The organism is Cytobacillus sp. FSL H8-0458 (genome assembly GCF_038002165.1).
Taxonomy (GTDB): Bacteria; Bacillota; Bacilli; order Bacillales; family Cytobacillaceae; genus Cytobacillus.
Map to the genome: position 1 here is coordinate 1,002,411 of NZ_JBBOBR010000001.1, position 19,510 is coordinate 1,021,920.

The 19,510-nt window shown below is 41.2% G+C and carries 18 protein-coding genes and 1 pseudogene; 14 read left to right on the forward strand and 5 right to left on the reverse strand.

Translation table 11 applies throughout. From position 1 onward, the window contains the following. Positions 1 to 59 precede the first annotated feature (59 nt). Positions 60 to 680 carry a LysE family translocator gene (locus NYE23_RS05120; protein WP_341075956.1) on the forward strand — a complete coding sequence of 207 codons (621 nt, stop codon included), beginning with the start codon at positions 60 to 62 and terminating at the stop codon, positions 678 to 680. Between the two features lie 77 nt (positions 681 to 757). On the opposite strand, the gene NYE23_RS05125 is transcribed toward NYE23_RS05120, so the two are convergent. After that, positions 758 to 1,504 carry a hypothetical protein gene (locus tag NYE23_RS05125; protein WP_341075957.1) on the reverse strand — a complete coding sequence of 249 codons (747 nt, stop codon included), beginning with the start codon at positions 1,502 to 1,504 and terminating at the stop codon, positions 758 to 760. Between the two features lie 100 nt (positions 1,505 to 1,604). Between NYE23_RS05125 and NYE23_RS05130 the strand changes: the two genes are divergently transcribed. The 3 genes from NYE23_RS05130 (at position 1,605) to NYE23_RS05140 (ending at position 6,348) form a co-directional block, all read left to right on the forward strand. Next, positions 1,605 to 2,069 carry a hypothetical protein gene (locus NYE23_RS05130; RefSeq protein WP_341075958.1) on the forward strand — a complete coding sequence of 155 codons (465 nt, stop codon included), beginning with the start codon at positions 1,605 to 1,607 and terminating at the stop codon, positions 2,067 to 2,069. Between the two features lie 111 nt (positions 2,070 to 2,180). Then, on the forward strand, positions 2,181 to 5,393 hold the full coding sequence (locus tag NYE23_RS05135; RefSeq protein ID WP_341075960.1) for a DEAD/DEAH box helicase: 3,213 nt from the start codon (positions 2,181 to 2,183) through the stop codon (positions 5,391 to 5,393). 511 nt (positions 5,394 to 5,904) lie between these two features. Next, positions 5,905 to 6,348 carry a GyrI-like domain-containing protein gene (locus tag NYE23_RS05140; RefSeq protein WP_341075961.1) on the forward strand — a complete coding sequence of 148 codons (444 nt, stop codon included), beginning with the start codon at positions 5,905 to 5,907 and terminating at the stop codon, positions 6,346 to 6,348. A 29-nt stretch (positions 6,349 to 6,377) separates the two neighbouring features. Here NYE23_RS05140 and NYE23_RS05145 read toward each other — a convergent pair whose 3' ends face one another. After that, a complete protein-coding gene (locus NYE23_RS05145; RefSeq protein ID WP_341075963.1) occupies positions 6,378 to 7,004 on the reverse strand; it encodes a metal-dependent hydrolase in 627 nt (208 codons plus the stop codon). Positions 7,005 to 7,175: 171 nt separating this feature from the next. On the opposite strand from NYE23_RS05145, the gene NYE23_RS05150 reads away from it, so the two are divergent. Together NYE23_RS05150 and NYE23_RS05155 are read left to right on the forward strand one after the other, a co-directional pair. Continuing rightward, the gene (locus tag NYE23_RS05150) at positions 7,176 to 8,342 is read left to right on the forward strand and encodes a TraB/GumN family protein (protein WP_341075964.1); all 1,167 of its coding nucleotides are present in this window, start codon (positions 7,176 to 7,178) and stop codon (positions 8,340 to 8,342) included. Between the two features lie 140 nt (positions 8,343 to 8,482). Next, the gene (locus NYE23_RS05155) at positions 8,483 to 9,496 is read left to right on the forward strand and encodes a DUF3231 family protein (protein WP_341075965.1); all 1,014 of its coding nucleotides are present in this window, start codon (positions 8,483 to 8,485) and stop codon (positions 9,494 to 9,496) included. A gap of 79 nt (positions 9,497 to 9,575) precedes the next feature. Here NYE23_RS05155 and NYE23_RS05160 read toward each other — a convergent pair whose 3' ends face one another. Both NYE23_RS05160 and NYE23_RS05165 read right to left on the reverse strand, forming a co-directional pair. Beyond that, the gene (locus tag NYE23_RS05160; protein WP_341075966.1) at positions 9,576 to 10,739 is read right to left on the reverse strand and encodes an ABC transporter permease; all 1,164 of its coding nucleotides are present in this window, start codon (positions 10,737 to 10,739) and stop codon (positions 9,576 to 9,578) included. Continuing rightward, positions 10,699 to 11,628, reverse strand: coding sequence for an ABC transporter ATP-binding protein (locus tag NYE23_RS05165; RefSeq protein ID WP_341075968.1), 930 nt, complete (start codon positions 11,626 to 11,628; stop codon positions 10,699 to 10,701). Before NYE23_RS05165 ends, NYE23_RS05160 begins: the two co-directional genes overlap by 41 nt. A 190-nt stretch (positions 11,629 to 11,818) precedes the next feature. On the opposite strand from NYE23_RS05165, the gene NYE23_RS05170 reads away from it, so the two are divergent. Beyond that, a complete protein-coding gene (locus NYE23_RS05170) occupies positions 11,819 to 12,607 on the forward strand; it encodes an aminoglycoside adenylyltransferase domain-containing protein (protein ID WP_341075969.1) in 789 nt (262 codons plus the stop codon). A gap of 43 nt (positions 12,608 to 12,650) precedes the next feature. Here NYE23_RS05170 and NYE23_RS05175 read toward each other — a convergent pair whose 3' ends face one another. Next, positions 12,651 to 12,992 carry a hypothetical protein gene (locus NYE23_RS05175; RefSeq protein WP_341075970.1) on the reverse strand — a complete coding sequence of 114 codons (342 nt, stop codon included), beginning with the start codon at positions 12,990 to 12,992 and terminating at the stop codon, positions 12,651 to 12,653. 154 nt (positions 12,993 to 13,146) lie between these two features. Here NYE23_RS05175 and NYE23_RS05180 point away from each other — a divergent pair. The 7 genes and pseudogenes from NYE23_RS05180 (at position 13,147) to NYE23_RS05210 (ending at position 19,354) form a co-directional block, all read left to right on the forward strand. Then, positions 13,147 to 13,961, forward strand: a pseudogene (locus NYE23_RS05180) (pentapeptide repeat-containing protein). Positions 13,962 to 13,981: 20 nt separating this feature from the next. Further along, on the forward strand, positions 13,982 to 14,104 hold the full coding sequence (locus NYE23_RS05185; RefSeq protein WP_341075971.1) for a DNA mismatch repair protein MutT: 123 nt from the start codon (positions 13,982 to 13,984) through the stop codon (positions 14,102 to 14,104). Between the two features lie 55 nt (positions 14,105 to 14,159). Beyond that, on the forward strand, positions 14,160 to 14,435 hold the full coding sequence (locus NYE23_RS05190) for a hypothetical protein (protein ID WP_341080603.1): 276 nt from the start codon (positions 14,160 to 14,162) through the stop codon (positions 14,433 to 14,435). 69 nt (positions 14,436 to 14,504) lie between these two features. Further along, positions 14,505 to 15,632 carry a DNA polymerase III subunit beta gene (gene dnaN, locus NYE23_RS05195; RefSeq protein WP_341075973.1) on the forward strand — a complete coding sequence of 376 codons (1,128 nt, stop codon included), beginning with the start codon at positions 14,505 to 14,507 and terminating at the stop codon, positions 15,630 to 15,632. Between the two features lie 316 nt (positions 15,633 to 15,948). Continuing rightward, on the forward strand, positions 15,949 to 16,641 hold the full coding sequence (locus NYE23_RS05200) for a response regulator transcription factor (protein WP_095246185.1): 693 nt from the start codon (positions 15,949 to 15,951) through the stop codon (positions 16,639 to 16,641). After that, a complete protein-coding gene (locus NYE23_RS05205) occupies positions 16,619 to 18,838 on the forward strand; it encodes a sensor histidine kinase (RefSeq protein WP_341075975.1) in 2,220 nt (739 codons plus the stop codon). The genes NYE23_RS05200 and NYE23_RS05205 overlap by 23 nt, the downstream gene beginning before the upstream one ends. Before the next feature lie 15 nt (positions 18,839 to 18,853). Beyond that, positions 18,854 to 19,354 carry an RNA polymerase sigma factor gene (locus tag NYE23_RS05210; RefSeq protein ID WP_341075976.1) on the forward strand — a complete coding sequence of 167 codons (501 nt, stop codon included), beginning with the start codon at positions 18,854 to 18,856 and terminating at the stop codon, positions 19,352 to 19,354. Positions 19,355 to 19,510: the final 156 nt, after the last annotated feature.

The window sequence follows — 19,510 nt, forward strand, 5'->3', positions numbered from 1 at the left end:
CTCTTTTTTTATGAAAACTGATATAATATTCTTAAAATTTTTTATGAGGCGGGTGTAATATGGAGAATTTGCTATTATTTCTGTTTATGTCGTTTCTGCTTGTCATTTTGCCGGGACCTGATACAGGAATCCTGATTCAAAACACGATTTCAAGCGGGAAAAAAAGCGGTATTAAAACGATGTTCGGATCTGTCGCCGGGCTGATGGTCCATACAATGGCTGTAGTTTTTGGCTTATCGGCATTAATTGTAAAGTCTGCATACATTTTTTCTTTTATTAAGTATGCTGGTGCGATATATCTTATATATTTGGGCATTGTTTCGTTAAAGTCTCTATCGAAAAAACAAGAACCGGCTGACATGGAGAGAAAGCATAAGAAGACCAAATCGCATTTTCTTCAAGGCTTTTTCACTTGTGTGTCAAACCCAAAAGTAGCTGTATTCTTTTTAACTTTTTTTCCTCAATTTTTAAGTACGGAAGGGAATCACTTTGCGCAATTTCTTGCCATGGGCTTAATATATAGTTTTATAACAATCATCTGGTTCTTTTTCTATGTATATTTGATTGACTTTTTCAGGGCATGGCTGAAAAAACCTTCTGTTAATAATGCAATACAAGGAGTTTCTGGTGTGGTTTTAATGGGATTTGGCATTAAATTGGCCCTTGAGAAACAGCCTTAAGAAATGGACTGCACAACCTTTAATATAGGTTGAAGCAGTTTTTTTAATGGGTAAAAGGTTGAAAATATACTCTTTAATTATAGCTGTTCTCCCCACTTTCTAATGATTCCGGTCATAGCATAATTGTTCTGCTCAAACTGCTTAGCCCTGTGGCCATTTGCGCCGGATGGATGCGGGAAGCCAAATAAAATGGTATGTCCTGTAAGCCGGTTGGCTGTGTACAGTTGACGGAGGAGCCTTTCAACGGTTATCCCCAGCGGAATAATAAGTGCATGACTATTAATTAGTGTCAGCTCTGCTGGAAATACTTTTGTTGCATACTCAGCAAGAATCTCTGTTTTTAATAGATCAGGCTGGTGTCCGGTATAATTTTTGCCCCGGTAGAAAACAGGATACTTTACAGCGGAAGTGGTGTGCAGGATTGCTCTATTTCGTCCGAAAAGCGTATCAGAGCTATCTATGCCAAGGGCATCTTGTAAGCCGCATTGATCAAGCATACTTATTAAATTTCCCCTCATCCCTCCTGCAAAACTGGCTGCTATCTTGGTTTCTTTCAGTATTGTATCGTGCTTCTTTTCTGCTGCCAGCCCTTTCAAGAATGCTTCAAAGGCAATCCTCATTTGGCTCCATCCGGGAGTAATCCCGACGATGATAATTTTCGCTTCATTATTGATATATTCGTTGTGCGGGGCATAATATATTTCCAAATCCCCATTCTTACTGATTAAAAAATCCGGGGTAATCAATTGATCCCTTGTCAGCGGCTTGCTATCAGGAAGCTGCTGAATGGCCGGAAGAAACATTGAAAGCAATGAGCGCTCCATCAAATTCTCCTTTTAATCACAGTTGTTATATGAATATGTTACCAAATCATGAATAATAAAAGCCATCTAAGAGACATTAACAAATAAAAAGGATTTTGCTATGATTGGACTGCTGGTAGCCGCCATTCTTTTTAATTTAATTGCTTTTAAAACAAATAAACGTTTGACAAAAAACCAGATTTTACATATATGGACATTTACAATATCCCTTCAGCTGATATTTGATGTTATGGTTGAGTTTAAATATTGGGGATATTGGTATTTTGACAGGGAGCCAAATTGGTCAGGGCTGCTTGCGCACATTGCGCTGGTGCCGCCGGTGAATATGATGTTTCTGAACTGGTATCCTTTTAAAGGAGATCTTATTAAACGTTTTTCTTATATCTTTTTTTGGGTGGTAGCCATTTTGCTGTATGAAGTCATCGCCCTATTGCCCGAACCCTGGGGGTATTTTCACTATGGCTGGTGGAGATTGTGGCATGCGGCAATTCTTGACCCATGTCTTCTTCTTTTAATGGTGATATTTTATAAATGGATTATCAGGCTGGAGGGCGAACTTAAATAATTGATGTTTCAAAAGGGGGATATACTCCCCCTTTTTGTGTTGCATAAAATGAATTCAGGCTGCTGACTATGATACAATTTCGGTATAGCTTTTCCCGGAAGGAGAACATTTGTGGATATTAAATTGACTCACAAAATGATAAAAGAAATGTGCGGTACTGTCTCCTTCAAAAGAGGGGACGCCTTTTTCAGGAATAAAAAAGTAACGATAAATAAATACAATGGTGAAATATGCGAGGCAACGGTATCTGCAGGTGAAGATTTTTATGTTGAGGTACAGAAAACTTCAGGTAATGGCTTCAAAACAACATGCAGCTGTCCCAAGCTTGCATCATTTGATAAAGAGTGCCAGCATGCTGCGGCTGTACTGCTGGCAATTTATGATATGCAGCAATATAGATCGCCAAACCTTTCAGCAGGCACCCTTGAAGCTTCTCCGGAACACGCCTTAACTGATAGCCTTATGACACTTTTCAGTGAACAGCCGGGAAGGTCAAGCGGGCACCAGCTTCATTTTGAAAACAGGCAAGTGCTCCAGCCTGAGTTTACCTGTGTGCCTGTTCATTTGGGAAAAGGGCATCATCTGTTTGCCATCAAATGTTCCATCGGCCCAATGGCTGTACTGGATATCCGTCAATTTCTACATTCAGTTAAAGAGGGGAAACCAAGCCTATTATCACTATCTTTTTCCTATGATCCCGCCCTTCATTGTTTCCCGCCGGAAGCGGATGCCGTCCTTCAGCAGCTGATACAGGTAATACACGATGAATCTATTTATATCAATGCTTTAATGGATGATTTCGATTATACCGCGTCGAAGCATATGCTCTTAATCCCTCCATCATCATGGGAACGCCTGAAGCCCGTTTTGGCGCTCGCAGAAAAAGTAAAGCTTGAAATAAGAGGGAAAACGTTTGATCGAATGGCTTTTTCAGAGAGCCGGCTGCCATTGCAATTTGAACTGGCCGAAAAAAAAGATCATTGTTATTTACATGTTAAAGGGCTGGATCGGTTGCTGATCCTGGTTTCGTATAGTGCGGTTCTATCCGGCGGAAAATTCATCACGCTCAAGAAAGATGACTGTAAGCGTCTGTATGATTTAACACAGATGCTTGAGGCTGCCGGAAAAAACGAAATTCCGATAGCTGCTGAACAAATGGAGATGTTTCTTGAAAAAGTGATTCCTGGGTTGAGAAAACTGGGGGATGTCCATATTTCTGAAGATATGTCACACAGATTTATGAAAACTCCTTTGACTGCAAAGCTGTACTTGGACCGACTGCGGAACCGTCTGCTGGCAGGAATTGAATTTCATTATGAAAATATCGTGATCAATCCTCTGGAGAGCAGAGAGCCAAAGGGCGGAACAAGGATTATTAGAGATGTGGCATTAGAGGATGAGATCCTTCAGCTTATGGAGGAAAGCTCTTTTGCCAGAACGGATGGCGGCTATTTTCTGCAGAATGAAGAGCTGGAATATGAATTCCTTTATCATGTTGTCCCTAAACTGCAGAAACTGGTGCAGATATATGCGACTACGGCAGTCAGAAACCGGATTTTTAGGGAGAATGCCAAACCGCAAATACGGATAAAAATGAAAAAAGAGCGGACTAATTGGCTGGAATTCAAGTTTGAATTGACCGGCATAGCTGACCAGGAGATACGGGATATATTATTTGCACTTGAGGAGAAAAGGAAATTCTATCGCCTCAAAAATGGCGCACTTCTTTCTTTGGAAACAAGGGAATTTGAGGAAATTCAGCGTTTTCTGAAGGCTGTGCCAGAGCAGGCGGAGGATCTGGAAAGCGGTTTGAACATGCCGGTTATTTCAGGTCTTAGAATGCTGGACGCAGCTGGTGATCAGGAAGTGTTCTGTCATGAGGAAACCTTTAGGACGTTTTTGGCGGAGCTTGAGGATCCATCATGCCTGCAGATTTCTGTGCCGGAAAAACTGGATTCTATTTTAAGGGAATATCAGAAAAATGGATTTAAATGGTTAAAGACAATGGCGCATTATGGATTTGGCGGCATTTTGGCAGATGATATGGGACTTGGGAAGACACTGCAGAGCATTTCATTTATTCAATCTAACCTAAAGGATATTAGGGAAAATACCGGCCCTGCCCTTATTGTGTGCCCATCATCCTTAACGTACAACTGGTTAAGCGAACTGACGAAGTTCACACCGGATATCCAGGCAATTGTCATTGACGGAAATCAAAATGAACGGGCTGAGCTTCAGAAGGATTTATCCGGCGCAGATGTGGTGATTACTTCCTATCCGCTGGTGCTTAAAGATATTAAATGGTATGAGATGCAGCAATTTCATACGGTGTTTTTCGATGAGGCACAGGTTTTTAAAAATCCGGTCACCCAAACAGCGAGAGCGGTAAAGAAAATCCAAGCGAAATATCGCTTTGCGTTAACAGGCACACCCGTTGAAAATTCTGCAGAAGAGCTGTGGTCTATTTTTCATGTCGTTTTCCCTGAATTGTTTGGCGGCTTAAAGGATTACGGAAATTTAACAAGGAAGACGATTGCAAGAAGGGTTCGTCCCTTCATGCTCAGGAGGCTGAAAGAAGATGTCCTTTCAGAGCTGCCTGAAAAGATGGAGCTGATTGATTCGGCTGAATTGCTGCCCGATCAGAAGAAGCTCTATGCAGCATACCTGGCAAAACTGAGAGAAGATACCTTAAAGCATTTAAATAAAGACACAATCAGAAAAAACCGCATAAGAATCCTTGCCGGTTTGACAAGGCTCCGCCAGATTTGCTGCCACCCTGCTTTGTTTGTGGATGGATATAAAGGGACTTCAGCAAAATTTGAACAGCTCAAGAGAATAATAGAAGAATCCAGATTGTCTGGCAGACGAGTGCTAATCTTTTCACAGTTCACTAAAATGCTGGACCTTATTGGCAGAGAACTGGCCCTTATGGATTTGCCGTTTTTTTACCTGGATGGACAGACACCTTCGGGAGACCGTGTGGAAATTTGCCGCCGATTTAATGAGGGGGAGCGCGATTTTTTCCTGATTTCATTGAAGGCAGGCGGCACAGGACTCAATCTGACTGGTGCTGATACCGTCATCTTGTACGATTTGTGGTGGAACCCTGCCGTTGAGGAACAGGCAGCCGACCGGGCTCATCGCATAGGACAGAAGAATACTGTTCAGGTAATAAAATTGCTGTCGAGAGGCACAATCGAAGAGAAGATGAATGAACTCCAGGATAAAAAGAAAAACCTGATCGAGGAAATCATAGATTCGAATGAAAGTGCAGCGGGTAGTCTGACGGAAGAGGACATACGGGAGATCTTGATGATTTAAAAAGTTGCAGCATCGGACTTGAAAAGGGTTATGTGTGGTTGCTGAGTCTGAAGTGGCTTGGGTTCGGACTCAAAAAAGGGAAATCGTGGTTATTGAGTCGGAAGTTTGCTTAGGTTGGACTCAGAATTAGAAAAACCTGATCGCAGAGTCCGAAGTTGCTCCAGATTCATACTCAAAACCAGAAAAACCTGGTTGCAGAGTCTAAAGTTGCTCCAGGTTCAGACTTAAAACCAGAAAAACCAGGTCGCAGAGTCCGAAGTTGCTCCAGGTTCAGACTTAAAACCAGAAAAATCAGGTCGCAGAGTCCGAAGTTGCTCCAGGTTCAGACTCAAAAAGACATACGCAAGTTCGCTGAGTCCGAAGATACCCTTTGCCTCACACTAAATAATGAGATCGTGGAGTTAAAGAGACGCGTCCCACAAGGCGCGTCTTTTCTCATGCATAAGAAAAAAGGAGGGTTTTTCCATCTCTTAGAGAATTTCATATGAATAAAAGTTTAGGGGGACTTATAATGTGCAAAGTGGCATTAAAAGAATTTAAAGCTGCAGTCATAAGGAACAAGGGTCTTTTTAAGGATTATGCCCGTCTGGTGCCTGAAACAGCTCAGGCTTTTTTAAAGCAGAGCCATCTTGTTCAAAACAGCAGCGGTTTAGAAGTGGCCTTTTTTGAACCAAAGAGAGGGGAAGACCATTTGGAAGGAACCTTTTTTACCGGGTTTTTAGTTCATGAAAAAGCAGAAACGCTGCCATATGGGATGGAGTATATAGAGGCCGAGCATACTTATGCATCGATCAGAGGAAAGACTGCTGAGATGGGCGATTTGCATTCGCGCCTTAACAGCTGGCTCAGTGAGAATAACCGCCAGCAATCTATTGATGATTATATTATTGAAGTTTATTACCCGGCTGCAAATGAGGAGGAAGAGGTGGAAGTTTTTATCCCAATCAAAGATTAAACCGCTCAAATACTTGAGCGGCTGCTGTCTTAAATCTCTTTCGATGAAAGGGGAAGAAAGAGCTTTACTCCTCTTTTATTGAAGGGAAGGACTTTTAAATCGGCAATCAAATGGCTTATGTAGCCGGCAAGGCAGGTATAATAGACTCCTTCTATGCCAAGGGACATTTCAAATCTTGAAGAAATGAATGCGAAAAAAATAACCCCCAGCAGGGAATGAGTATAACTGCGGTGGGAAACAAAGGAAGCTATTAAAATATATATCCCAAATAATATGAGCCAAAGTTCCTGCAGGGAGGCTCCTCCTGCCAGGACACCAATTCCCGTTATGGTCAGCATGTGCTTTTGCCTGATTTTCGCTGAGATGGCTGTCATTCCAATTCCTATGCCCATTCCGAGCCATTTCTCTTTCGGGGAGCCCTCATAAAAACTATAGATAATCATTAAAATTCCAATGATTTGGGCAACCGTCTGAAAGATTTCATGTGATAATGTCAGCCGGTCGCGGAGCTTTCCATCAATATCAAGATCAGGGATTAATCCTGAAACACTTCCGAGGCCGACTAATAAAAGTGTTGTGGAGGGGCTGGCATGAACAGTGTTCGCTACCACGTATCCTGCTGCTGCTCCAATTGCTGCATGGGCGGTACCATTCAAAATTATTTCCACCTTTATGTGATATTTGCATTTTTTTCATGCATTCTTACATTATATCAAAACATTTGTTCTGTTTGGCGGTTAATAGATTAAAATCTCCCGGCAGTTCATGGTATAATGTGGACAAAGCTAAAGCATACATAATAGAATTTGTAGCTAAGGAAGGTATTTATGTCAGAGGAAAACATAACGAGGATTCATTTAGACGGCAAGGAATACATACTGATCGGAACAGCACATGTGTCAAAGCACAGTGCAGAACAGGTGAAGGAAGTCATTGAGGCTGAACAGCCTGACTCTGTTTGTGTGGAATTGGATGAGCAGAGATATAAATCAATTATTGATGGCAGTAAGTGGAAAGAGATGGATATTATCCAGGTGATTAAGGAAAAGAAGGCATCATTGCTTTTAATGAACCTGGCGATTTCATCCTTTCAAAACCGTATGGCTGACCAATTTGGCATAAAGGCTGGCCAGGAAATGATCCAGGGAATTGAGTCAGCCAAAGAAACAGGGGCAAAGCTCGTTTTGGCGGACCGCAATATCCAGATTACCTTTGCAAGGATTTGGGGCAACCTTGGATTAAAAGGAAAATCACTGCTTCTCAGTCAGGTAATTGCAAGTATTTTCAGCAAAGATACCATAACTGAAGAAGAACTTGAAAAAATGAAGAATCAGGATACAATAAATGCAATTCTAAATGAATTTACAGAAAGTTTTCCGCGATTGAAAAAACCTCTTATTGATGAGCGGGATCAATACCTGGCTCAGAAAATAAAAGATGCGCCAGGGAAAAAAATTGTAGCGGTGCTGGGGGCAGCACATGTACCGGGGATCAAAGAGGAAATCAAAAGAGAGCAGGACATGGCCAAATTGACTGAGCGCCCGCCGAAATCCAAGATTCCTAAGATTATTGGCTGGAGCATTCCTTTTATGATTATAGCCATTATTGCTTATACGTTCATAGCAAATCCATCAGCAGGGTTTTCCCAGACATTAAGCTGGATTCTATGGCATGGTTCTTTATCAGCTCTCGGGGCTGCAGTTGCATTAGGACATCCGCTTGCAATTCTAACAGCATTTGTAGCAGCGCCAATCACTTCCTTAAATCCGCTGTTGGCATCCGGCTGGTTTGCCGGGCTTGCACAGGCTTATGTACGCCGTCCGAGTGTCCATGATTTCGAAACACTAACAGACGATGTTTTTACCGTAAAAGGTTTTTGGCGCAATAAGGTAACACGGATTTTACTTATTGTTGTCCTTTCTAATATTGGAAGCTCAATCGGCACTTTTATTGGGGGAGCCGATGTAATCAGAGTGTTTTTTGAAAATTTATAAATGACGATTATAGGTGAAACCCAGGTGGTTTCACCTTTTTTAATCATTTTTATCAAACTAAATATGAACCAGGAAATCTTTTTAATAAAGTTGCGATGGATGGGGAACCATATATCAGACAAAATGCAGGAGGGAAAGATATGCCTGGCGGAAATTATGAAGATAAGCTTACTGCAGCTGAACATGCAACCCTTTGGTCACAATATGTGAATGACAGCCTTGCTGTTTGTATCCTGCAGCATTTTTTAAACCATGTAAAGGACAAAGAGATCCGCAAAGTACTTGAATTTGCCCTTAAACTATCTGAAACCCACATAAAAAAAATTACAGGGTTTTTATCAAGAGAGAATCAGCCGATTCCAATTGGATTCACTGACAAAGATGTTAATGTGGATGCACCGTTGTTATTTACTGATATTTATATGGGGATATACATACACATTATGGCTATACATGGGGGGACAAGATATGCAGGTGCCTTAGGCAATGCTACCCGGACAGACATCAGGAAGTATATGAAGCAGGTTATAGATGAAACGATGGAATTACATGATCGTTCTTCAGATGTTTTAATTCAGAAGGGAGTAATCGTCAAACCGCCGATATTAAACAACCATCACGAAATTGACTTTGTAAGGAAACAGAGTTACTTAACAGGGTGGTTCGGGAAGCGGAGACCTATTAATGCAATTGAAATCAGTGGAATTTACTTGAATATGCAGAAAACGATGATGAAAATTGTTTTAGAACTTGGATTTGGACAAGTGGCCCAATCTAAAGAGGTTCAAAAATATATGGAAAGAAGCAGACAGGTATGCCGCAAACATCTTGAAATTTTATCAGGGATATTAACTCAGTCGAATTTGAATATCCCCAGGACATTTGAGGCAGAAGTAACGGATTCAACGATTCCTCCCTTTTCTGATAAACTTATGATGTACCATATCGCAACTCTTCTATCAGCTTCTATTGGCTATTATGGGGAAGCGATGTCCATGGCGCAGCGAAGGGACATTTCAGCAAACTATGCACGAATGATTGCCGAGATAGGACTGCTGGCAGAAGATGGGATGAATCTCTTAATAGAACAAGGCTGGTTTGAAAAGCCGCCTATGGCTACTGACCATGAAGATTTGTCAAAGAAAAAGTTTTGAGGTTATAGGAGTTTTAGGTTATTAGGTTCTAAATTATGAGGTCCAGCAGCCTGATTCCAGGCAGCCGGGCCAATTTTATTTATCTATCTGCAGCAATTGCCTTCCTTTTATAAAGCACCGACCCCAGAAGGAAGGTAACCGCACCCCAAATCACCATCACGGCAATTCCTGCCCAAAGTGACGCCGTAGCTATCCCGGTTTCATAAACCATGCTTTCTCTTAAACCATCAGCGAAATAGGTGAGCGGCAGAACAGCCGAAATCGGCTGAATCCATTCAGGCATCGTTTCAATAGGGAAAAACACGCCGCTTAAAAACATCATGAGAAAGCTGCAGATATTGGCTACCCCCATATAAGCCTCGGTCGTTTTGCTGAAAGAAGAGAAGAAGTAGCCAAGTGCATTAAAGGATAGAGCTCCGATCAAAAATACGATAATCAGGGTAAAAGGATTTATATAAAGATTGGCGCCAAATAAGAGGACTCCTATTAACGAGAGCAGGATGATCTGCACAATGCTGAACAAAAGTCTCATAATCATATCGCTTAATCCGAATATGCCCATATTGGCCGGTGTCATACGCAGCCTTTTGATTAATCCCTTTCTGCGCATTTCCACCAGGTCCACCATGCCAAACATGCCGCCCTGGGCAATGGATAAAGCAATCATGCCGGTTAAAAGGAAATCGGTATAATCCAATTCATTGGTACCGGATGTAATCGATTCATATTGCAGATCATATTTTGGAGAAGCGCCGGCAGCCAGTAAATTAGCCTGCTGGACAAACTTATCCAGAATGCCGGAAATGGCCTGGGCTGCTGCACCCTGTTCATTTTCTTTATTGACAACAAGAAACACAGAAGATGCTTCCGCTGACTCCGGCAGGATAATCGCGGCATCCACTTCCTGATCTCTTACCCACTCCTCCGCTTTATCCCTCGTAACTGGCTTTCCTGACTTAATCTCAAAAACAGGAAGTTCACTGATCTGGGATAACATCATCTCGGAAGCCGGATTCGGGCTTGGATCCACTATGGCAACCTTTGTTTTAAACTCTTCGTCTGAATTTCCGCTGAAAATGACCATAAATATGACCATTAAAATAACAGGAAAAAAGATGCCCCAGAACCATGCCTGTTTTTCACGAAGAGTTAATTTCAGCTGCGCCAGAAACATCATTTTAAATTGATTAAATTGATTAATGTTAATCCCTCCATTCTTTGCCGGTAAATGCAATGAACACATCTTCCAGGCTCATTTCCCGTATGGAGACCTGTTCTACCCCGTATGATTTTTCTTTTGTAAATTTAAATAAGTCCAAAAGGGTTTCTTCCGGCTTTGATGCCCATATTTTCAGAGCAGCCCCTTCCCGTTCTGTTTTTGAAACGAATGCCAGCTCCTTTGAAAATCCGTCAGCGTCCTCAGCCGCCTTTTCTCCATCAAGAAAGCTCAGTCTTATTTCCCGCTCATCCGTCAGCTTCTCAATAAGTGCCGAAGGGGTGTCGAGTGTAATCACATTCCCCTGGTCCACAATGCATACCCGGTCACTCAGCTTTTCCGCTTCTTCCATGTAATGTGTTGTTAAAATGGTTGTTTTGCCTAATTCCTTTAGGTGGAGAATAATATCCCAAATATTTCTTCGGGCCTGAGGATCGAGTCCTGTAGTCGGTTCATCCAGAAAAATGATTTCAGGGTCACTAATCAGTGCCAGGCCAATGGCGAGCCTTTGCCTTTGGCCGCCTGAAAGTTTTTTAACGTGATTTTTGCGGTGCTCAGTCAGGTTGACAATTTCAAGGATCTCTTCCGTTGGTCGCGCATGGTCGTAAAAGGAAGCAAAAAGGTTAAGGTTTTCTTCAGGGGTCAGCAAATCAAACATGGCACTTGACTGAGGCTGTACTCCAATTTTCTTTTTTATCGAAACGGCATGCTTATTCCAATCGAGGTCACCAAAATGAATTATGCCATTGTCAGGTGAAACAAGGCCTTCAATCATTTCCAGTGTCGTCGTTTTACCTGCTCCGTTAGGTCCAATGATGGTGAAAACTTCACCGGCATGAACCGAGAAACTGATATCCTGGACAGCCTTGATTGAGTCAAAGGATTTTTGTAGATTCCTTACCTCTAAAACAGTCATTCATTTTCCCCGCTTTCATAACAAGTTGTTTGTCAGTATCCTGCAAAATTCCTAACCTTCTATTTAATACGTAGCTATTTTTGAAAAAATTCACTTTTTTAGTAAACTTAATAATATCAAGGATGGTACCATAATATGGGACAAAAAAGTGATCGAGGCTAACTTTATAAAAAACGGGGGAGAAGTGCAGATGAGAGAACTTCCAATAGCAGTTGATAATAAGCTGGCTAAGTACATGAAATTATTTAATGAATATATGCCTAATCGGCTTGCAGGCTTATATTTGCATGGATCGCTTGCACTGGATGCTTTTGTAGAAGGATCAAGCGATATTGATTTTATTGCGGTTACACATAGCGGGTTAACCCAGTCAGAATTGAAAAAGGCTGAGGAGATTCATAGGATAATAGCAGACAAAAATCAGTTTCCTGAAATGGATGGGGTTTATATAACTCAAAATGACCTGGGCACTCTTCGTGAATGTTTCTTCTATAATAACGGGCGAATGAATTATGGTCAGTTCCTGAATCCAGTTATCTGGTGGCTTTTAAAAAAGAAGGGGATTGCCATTTATGGGGATCTTCCGGTTATAGCGATAAATGACAATGATTTAGTTTCATACACTTATGAGAACATGAATACATATTGGGCAAATCGGATCCGGATATTCGAGAAATCGATTGATGAACTTGCACAAAAAGCTGACTCTGAGATTGATATAGAAGTCGAATGGACAGTGCTCGGCATCTTGCGCCAATTCTACACATTGAGAGAGAAGGATATTATCTCTAAGCAAGGGGCCGGGGAGTACTCCTTAAAGCATTTGCCGGAAAAATGGCACCCAATCATATTGGATGCCGTTAATATTCGCCTTGGTGAGAAAAGTAGGCATTATGCAGGAAAACTTGATCGAATTGAAGAGACTATTAGCCTGTCAAAATATCTTATAAGCCAATCAGCAGCAATCCAAAATAAGTGAGCATCCCCTGATGTGAAGCTCACTTGACCGGTACTGGAGGCCGTTATGTTAACCTCATTGGAGCATTCAAATTATGGGCATCCCGGTAGGAACGATAAGAGACAAATCTTTTTCCATGGGAGGAACCATCCAATTGAAGAATGCGGTCATTGATGGTTTCCATATACAGAAAGTCATCATTAGCATTTAGACGATAGAAAGTGTATGTGTTGCCAAGGAGTTCTTTCTTTGTTATCTGTGTATCGGGATGCTGCTGGATGAATTCTGACAGCTGCTTAACAGAAACGGATGGTATATCTGCCATTTCATATAGCTTCCCTTTAAGGTTTGATTTTAGTTTGTTTACCGCACTCATTGCCTTTTCTTTATATTTATTCCTGGACATGTTGTCACTCCTTAAATGTGATAGTAAGAATAATTTCCATTTGAAGAAAGAATAAACATTCCCTGCAGTGAAGTCAAGAACAGTATCAAATGAAATATTGATGAAATCTTTCTGTACTTTTAATGAAAGGAAGTGCATTGTTTTGCACAAAGAAATGAGTAAGTTAAGATCAGATTGTGAAAATTGTTTTGGACTTTGCTGTGTGGCCCTCCCCTATGCAAAATCTGCGGACTTTGCTATGGACAAGGAAGCAGGTAGGCCATGTTCAAATCTGCAGGCTGATTTTCGCTGTAAGATACATGCCGACCTCAGGAAAAAAGGTTTCAGAGGCTGCACCACATTTGAATGCTTCGGAGCAGGCCAGAAAGTATCTCAAGACACGTTTAAGAATAGAGACTGGCGCAGCCATCCCGGGCTTGAGAAAGAGATGTTTGATGTGTTTCCCGTTATGCATCAGCTTCATGAAATGCTATTCTACTTAACAGAAATTCTATATTTGGAAGCCGCGAGCCCTATTCATGGTGAAGTGAGAGGGATTTTGGACAAAACAGAGGATTTAACTAATATGGAACCGGATTTGATTTTGGCAATTGATGTTCAGGCTCATAGGCATGAAGTTAATAAGCTGCTTCTAAAAGCCAGTGAGATTGTCAGGAAGAACTCTGGAATGCATCAAAAAAATCGGCGGAAAAATACAGCGGGCGGAGAGATTTTATCGGAGCCAAATTAAAAGGTGAGGTGTTATGCGGAGCGAACTTAAGGGGTTCCTTGTTTATTGCTGCTGACATGCGAAAAGCTGACTTAAGATATACCGATCTTATTGGTGCGGACTTCAGGGACGCAAATTTAAGCGGAGCCAACTTAATGGGAAGTATTTTTCTAACACAGGCTCAGGTTAATTCAGCAAAAGGGGATATGTATACGAAGCTGCCAAAGGGATTGCAGAGGCCACACCACTGGGTGAATTAAAATGAAAGAGGAGATGCCGAGTGACACAGAACGAAATCGTGCTTGTTGTCAGCACATCAGTCATACAAGAAGGCAAAGTGCTGATGATAAAAGAGAAGAAAGCCACAGTAAAGAATAAATGGAATTTCCCGTCCGGCCGTTGAAAAAGGGGAAGATATCATTGAGGCTGCCTGCAGGGAAGTTAAAGAAGAAACAGGCCTGGATGTTAAGCTGACTCATACAACTGGAATCTATAACTTTATCAGCAGTACGGACCATCAGGTCATCTTATTTCATTTTATTGGTCAAATAACAGGGGGCTTTTTGAGGCTTCAGGAAGAAGAAATAGCCGATTGCAAGTGGGTGAATCTATCAAACTTTAAAAGCTTTAAGGACGAGGAACTCCGTGATGCCAAAATCATCAGGCAAATTCATGATGCCGTAAAAGCTGATAAGCTTTATCCCCTCGAACTGTTTCAAATAAAGTTAAACTGACAAAGTGAAAGGGATTTTCAGGAATTTTGTCGAAAGAATACCCTATCGAATAAAATAGGCGGGGTATGAATGGAGTTTAAAATTAAGAATGAATATTTTAATAAAGCAATTGTAGAAGTAAGCAGTGCAGTTTCAGCTAAGACTCCTTTTCCAATTTTGACCGGGATAAAGCTGACTGCATGTGAGGATCATTTAACACTCACTGGAAGCAGCTCTGATATTGTGATTGAAAAGGTCATTCCTGCATCTGATGAAGGAGCCGGACTTGAAATTGAAGAGACTGGAAGTGTTGTAGTAACATCCAGATACCTGACAGAGCTCATTAAAAAGCTGCCGGGTGACATACATATTAAAGTGGCTGAAAAGAATAGCCTGACAGTATTGTCAGATGAAATCCTCATTTCCTTAAATGGGTTTCCTGCTGAAGAGTATCCAGCACTTCCTGAATTTGAAGATTCCCAAGGAATTGCATTTTCTTCTGCAGAGTTAGTAGAAATGATAAAGCAAACCGTGTTTGCTGTTTCAAAAAATGATACAAGGCCGGCTCTTACAGGTGTGCATATGAATTTTAATGGAAACAGCTTTTCATGTGCCGCAACTGACTCACTTCGATTAGCATTTCTGGAGACAAAGATCCTTTCTGCAACTAACGGCTCTTTCATAGTTCCGGGCTCCAGCCTTAAGGAGCTTTTAAAGCTGTTAGCTCATCAGGAAGAAAGTGAAATACAAATATTATCATCAGAGAGCTATTTAGCTTTCAAAACAAAATCAATCATGCTCTGTTCACGGCTTATTGAAGGCAAGTATCCGGATGTAACCGGACTCATCCCTAATGAAGCGAAAACAGTTATACAATTGGATGCAAAGAAACTATTAAAGGGAATTGACCGCGCCTGCCTTTTTGCGCATGAGTGGAAAAACAATAATGTCCTTTTGGAGATAAAAGAAGACGCATTGAAAATATCCTCTGTTTCTTCTGCGATCGGAAAAATTGAAGAAACCCAGCCTCTAATAGAATTGACTGGGGAGAGGGAACTATCCATTTCACTTGATGGGAACTTTTTAATGGATGCCCTAAAAGCCATACATGAAGAGCATGTTCTTTTAAGCTTCAGCGGCTCAATGAGACCGGTCATAATCAAGCCTGTCAGCAGCGAGTCTTATATTCAGCTGGTTTCGCCTGTCCGCTCCTATTAAAAACTGGATTTTATTCTTTATGCACCATCCATCAGCAAATTCAGCTGGCGGATGGTGCTTTTTTGTGTCTTGCAATTACAAGTCTATATTTCCATTTCCACCCTATATAAAATAGAAGAGATAAGATTAATGCAATCCTCGTAAAGGCAGCTAACTACATTTGACCTCTGAGTTGATTGGAGCGGAAATCAACGGGCAAAATTTAGAAAACACAATTCCAATCTTAAGAAATTCTTAAGATTTCTATTACATTAATGTTAAGATTTTACGTTTAGTATAAAAATATGAAAACGAGCACCTTGAAAGCAGGGGGATTATGGATAACTATAATGTACTTGTCGTAGATGATGAAAAAGAGATCAGGGACGCCATTGAAATTTATCTTAAAAATGAAGGCATTACTGTATTGAAAGCGAAAGATGGAATCGAAGCTCTGGAGATTTTGAATGAGCAGCAAGTGCATCTGATCATTTTAGATGTCATGATGCCTAGGCTGGATGGCATTTCGGCTACATACAAAATTCGCGAAAAGAAAAACATTCCGATTATCATCCTGAGTGCCAAGACAGAGGATACCGATAAAATCCTCGGGCTGCAGGTTGGGGCTGATGATTATGTGACCAAGCCCTTTAATCCGATGGAACTGGTTGCCCGCGTGAAATCGCAGCTGAGAAGATATGTGACATTCGGAACGTTTGAAGGAGTTAAAAAGGTCATTGATCTGAACGGTCTCATGCTGGATAAGGAAGCAAAAGCAGTGACTGTTAATGGAGAGCCGGTGAAACTAACTCCAATCGAGTATAAAATTGTGGAGCTTTTGATGACAAATGCCGGACGCGTTTTCTCCATAGATGAAATTTATGAACGGGTATGGAATGAACCATGCTATAACGCGGAAAATACGGTGGCGGTACATATTCGGAAAATCCGTGAAAAGATTGAAATCGATCCGAAAAATCCGAGATATTTAAAGGTGGTATGGGGAATTGGATACAAGATGGAAAAATAGGTTCATTATTGTGATGATAATGGTTTTATTTGCTTTCGGAGCAAGCGGCGTCTTGTCCGTTCTGATTAATGGCAGGGAATATGCAAACCCGGATTACTTTCACACAGCAGAGTTCAGAAGTGAAATGGATCAATATGCCGGCTATCTGGAATTGTATGAACTGAATAACGTGACCATCGAAAAAGCTAAAGAAGCGATAGAGGTGACGGAAGAGGAAATTAATGAACACCGCTATCGGTATGGAACACTTCCTGAACAAATTGATAATATTAGAAGCCAATATGAGCCCAGGATTCAAGAGGCAAAGGATATAGAAAATAATGAATTTGCCAAGGCTCTGACTGATCAGATGAACAAAAGAATCGAAGACATTACCAGGAATTTTGAAAGTGATGAACACGTCCGTCCCAAAGTAGTGAAAGAAAAAGAAGAAAAACTTGAACAGTTTTATAAAGAAAAAGAGCAGTTAAGGGATCAGTACGATTTTTATAAGGATTCATTTACCTATTATTTCAAGGACACTTCGACTGGTGAAGTGTACACCAATTTAACTTTAGCCAAGAATGAGTCTCCGGATGAAGTCATGGAAAAGGAAATGCTATATCATACCGATTACAGGATGGATAAAAATTATTTCCTTCATTTTATTATGGGGGGATATGAGGAATTTGATCAGGCACTGGTTGAATCGCAATCAGGCTACTTTAGGGGACAAATAGGCCTGGCTAAAAATCTTCCTGATTCAAATATGTTCATTGACCAGAATAATCATTTCAAGCAAAAGCAGATTGTATTATTAATTTATGGGGGATCAGCTGTTTTAGCGGTTATCGCTGCATTGATTGCTGGCAGAAAGTCAAAAGCACTGTCAGCTGAAATCAAAAGGTGGGAGCCTTTATACAATAAGATGCCAATTGATTTACGAATCACCTTCTTAGGGTTATCAGCAATGGGCAGCATTTTAGCACTTTTTCTGGTAAACGATTTTCTTATAGACAGCTACAACATCCTATCGCGTGTAATTGAATTGATTATTGTTCTCCTTGGAGCATCAGTTCTTTGCGGCCTGACAATTGTTCAGCTTAAATATATTGCAGGTGAATTTAAGGACTTGGAAAACGCAAAATCAGTCTTGAAAAAAAGTCTGATGTTTAGGGCGGCAAGGGGTTTGAAAACAAGCCTCCAGGAAGCCTTTTTAAACCGGAGCACAGGAACGCAGCTGTTTGTTGTACTTGTAATTATCTTCGGAATGGGAATGGGTTCCGTTATCATGTTCTTCCACCCGCTGTTTATCCTGTTTTATATAATGGCCTTAGCTTTTGCAGGTATTCCTATAGTTATGGCATTAATCAGACGCGTTGGCTATTTCAACCGTATTGTTGAGACTGCCGATGAATTGGCTTCGGGTCACATGGGACAGGACTTGCCTGTTAAAGGAAAAGGGGTCCTTGCTTCACTTGCAGGAAACATGAATGTATTGAAGCAGGGCGTAAAAACGTCCCTTAGCGAGCAGGCAAAAAGCGAAAGGCTGAAAACGGAACTGATTACAAATGTCAGTCATGATTTAAGGACACCTTTAACTTCCATTATTACGTACACGGAGCTGTTGAAAACAGGCGAGGTCTCAGAAGTCGATCGCTCTGCCTACCTTGAAATCATTGACCGGAAGTCAAAACGGTTAAAAGTTTTGATTGATGATTTATTCGAGGTCTCAAAGATGGCAACCGGCAATATTGAGCTTAGGAAGGAAAGAGTGGACCTGGTCCAGCTGCTGCAGCAGGCGCTTGCAGAGCATGATAATGCCATTAGGGAATCAAATCTGCAGTTCCGCGTCACCAAGCCTGATCATCCGGCAATCGCGAATGTGGATGGCCAAAAGCTCTGGCGCGTGTTTGATAATTTAATAGGCAATATCCTTAAATATTCATTGGAACATTCACGGGTATATATTGCCCTTGCGAAAGTCAAAGGCCAGGCAGTCATTACATTTAAAAATGTTTCAAAATACGAGCTGGACGACCAGAGTGAAGAATTGTATGAGCGATTTAAGCGGGGAGATAAATCAAGGCATACTGATGGTTCAGGCCTTGGGCTCGCCATTGCCAAGTCGATCATTGACCTTCATGAAGGGAATCTCGAAATAGATACAGATGGTGATTTGTTCAAGGTGAGCATTTCACTGAAATTAGAGGAGTAAGGGAAGAGGGGAATTATGGATATTGCAGAGCTGTATTCCTGCCATTATAAACGGCTTTATCATATATGCTTTTCGATGACAAGAGACGCATATCTTGCAGAAGATATCGTTCAGGAAACGTTTATTAAAGCTATGAAGAAGGCGGAAACAATTATAGATGAAGAAAAAGCAGGGGCATGGCTGTCTGTCATTGCCAGAAGAACCGCACTGGATATTATTCGGCGGGAAAAGCGCAAGGCTGCAATGCCGATGGAGCAGGACACTCTTGAAAGCTTCTGCATCATTACAAAGCAAGATGTCGAACAAGAAGTGGAATCAGGTTTTGCGCTTAAGGAAATCAAGTCAGCCATCAGACAGCTTGCATTGAACTACCAGGAAGTGCTTTTGCTCAAGGTTGATGGAGGATTAAAAGAACAGGAAATTGCCAACGTTCTAAATTTAAAGCCTTCAACTGTGAAAACAAGGATTTTCAGGGCAAGAAAGCAGATGAGGGCCTTGACGGGATTAGGAGCTTAATTGAAAGAGAGAGTTGACCAAGTCATTTAGCGGGTCAGCTCTCTTTTTTTATTTGTAAACTATTCAAATAATTGAAAAAACAGTGTTTAAACTATGTTTAACAGGGTATTCGCCAAGCAGAGTCTACTATTTTCCATAATTACACCAATCAGGATA

Coding starts and splice junctions, on each gene's coding strand:
- NYE23_RS05175 (WP_341075970.1), bottom strand. CDS start 12,992: ATGTCCAGGAATAAATATAAAGAAAAGGCAATGAGTGCGGTAAACAAA.
- NYE23_RS05170 (WP_341075969.1), top strand. CDS start 11,819: ATGAGAGAACTTCCAATAGCAGTTGATAATAAGCTGGCTAAGTACATG.
- NYE23_RS05165 (WP_341075968.1), bottom strand. CDS start 11,628: ATGACTGTTTTAGAGGTAAGGAATCTACAAAAATCCTTTGACTCAATC.
- NYE23_RS05160 (WP_341075966.1), bottom strand. CDS start 10,739: ATGTGTTCATTGCATTTACCGGCAAAGAATGGAGGGATTAACATTAAT.
- NYE23_RS05155 (WP_341075965.1), top strand. CDS start 8,483: ATGCCTGGCGGAAATTATGAAGATAAGCTTACTGCAGCTGAACATGCA.
- NYE23_RS05150 (WP_341075964.1), top strand. CDS start 7,176: ATGTCAGAGGAAAACATAACGAGGATTCATTTAGACGGCAAGGAATAC.
- NYE23_RS05130 (WP_341075958.1), top strand. CDS start 1,605: ATGATTGGACTGCTGGTAGCCGCCATTCTTTTTAATTTAATTGCTTTT.
- NYE23_RS05200 (WP_095246185.1), top strand. CDS start 15,949: ATGGATAACTATAATGTACTTGTCGTAGATGATGAAAAAGAGATCAGG.
- NYE23_RS05120 (WP_341075956.1), top strand. CDS start 60: ATGGAGAATTTGCTATTATTTCTGTTTATGTCGTTTCTGCTTGTCATT.
- NYE23_RS05125 (WP_341075957.1), bottom strand. CDS start 1,504: ATGGAGCGCTCATTGCTTTCAATGTTTCTTCCGGCCATTCAGCAGCTT.
- NYE23_RS05210 (WP_341075976.1), top strand. CDS start 18,854: ATGGATATTGCAGAGCTGTATTCCTGCCATTATAAACGGCTTTATCAT.
- dnaN (WP_341075973.1), top strand. CDS start 14,505: ATGGAGTTTAAAATTAAGAATGAATATTTTAATAAAGCAATTGTAGAA.
- NYE23_RS05140 (WP_341075961.1), top strand. CDS start 5,905: ATGTGCAAAGTGGCATTAAAAGAATTTAAAGCTGCAGTCATAAGGAAC.